Annotated in this window: 2 protein-coding genes; both read left to right on the top strand. The window is 66.5% G+C overall.

The features are described 5' to 3' along the window. The first annotated feature begins 347 nt into the window (after positions 1–347). A complete protein-coding gene (locus GY812_15615; GenBank protein ID MCP4436908.1) occupies positions 348–764 on the top strand; it encodes a hypothetical protein in 417 nt (138 codons plus the stop codon). After that, positions 761–1,060: hypothetical protein (locus GY812_15610; GenBank protein ID MCP4436907.1), on the top strand; the 300-nt coding region annotated here is incomplete at its 3' end. The genes GY812_15615 and GY812_15610, both read left to right, overlap by 4 nt.

Genomic DNA, 1,060 nt, shown 5'->3' with positions numbered 1-1,060 from the left:
TGCTATTGCCGCATCCGGTGGCAGCGCCGAGCAGCCCCACCGTGCCCGGCGGCAAGGGCCCCAGCGCCGCGTCGCTCTCCCGCACGCCCCGCCTCGCCCCGGCCGGTGCGGTGCTGGTGCAGGCTCCCTGCCTGCGAGCAATGTCGATGGTGTCCCGTAGCTTCATGCGCACTCTCCTTTGCTTGACACGTGCGAGTGTACGAACGTACATTATCGCTCGGTAGGCAGACAAGAGAGAGGCGCGAGAAACTATTTTCAGAAAGTGGTTGCGCCCCCGGCTTTCTAGCCCCACTATATCGGCAGTGATGAGGACAGCGGGTCTAGACAGCCCGCGAGAGGAGAGAGTGATGAGAGAGATAGAGGATTACCTGAAGGGTCTTCGCGAGCGGGCGAGGAAGCTCGACCCGGGAGTGTACTCGGTGAGCGTGGCGGCGACTGAGCGTGACCACCAGAAGGCCCTGCCGGTTCGCTACTACTGCAGCATCCATTCGCGGTCACGCACGGAGACCTCGGAGATCGAGTTCGGGGCGACGGTCGAGGAGGCTGTGCGCGAGTGCTTCGAGTCTCTCGAGCGCTACGAGCGCCTACGCCGCGCGGAGAAGTACTGCGTGGTGTGCGACGAGAGCGGCGTCGAGCGCAAGGGCGACATCAAGACCGCCTGCGGCATGATGTGCCACGAGCACGCCATCGAGTGGCTGCAGTCCGAGAAGGAAGCCTCGGAGGAGCACAACGGGGAGATCGGGCCGTGCGGGGTGAAGTCATGAGCCCGCAGCGCTTTCCCACGCTGGGCACGCTGTGCGAGTACGCCCGCGTGATCAACTCCGGTCACGACGTGGCCTGCACCTTCCAGCGCGACGACGGCGAGTCCGCGGACGCGTACCACGTCGAGATGGTGGTGGCCAACCCGGAGGCCGGTGACCGTGGCGCCGAGTTCGCCGGGGTAGGTGCCACCATCGAGCAGGCCGGCGTGATGGTCGCGTACGGCTCCGGCGGTAACAGGCGGCCCCGCGCCGAGATGGGCGTGGACCCTTCTCGGGCGGATGCGGCTGACCACCGTGCG

The organism is Actinomycetes bacterium, from assembly GCA_024222295.1.
GTDB lineage: Bacteria > Actinomycetota > Acidimicrobiia > Acidimicrobiales > Microtrichaceae > JAAEPF01.
The sequence above is the reverse complement of the archived record's forward strand: the minus strand, read 5'-3'. Positions and strand labels throughout refer to the sequence as shown.

What these genes read in the sequence shown, in the direction of transcription:
- GY812_15615 (MCP4436908.1), top strand. Translation starts at nt 348, where the DNA reads ATGAGAGAGATAGAGGATTACCTGAAGGGTCTTCGCGAGCGGGCGAGG.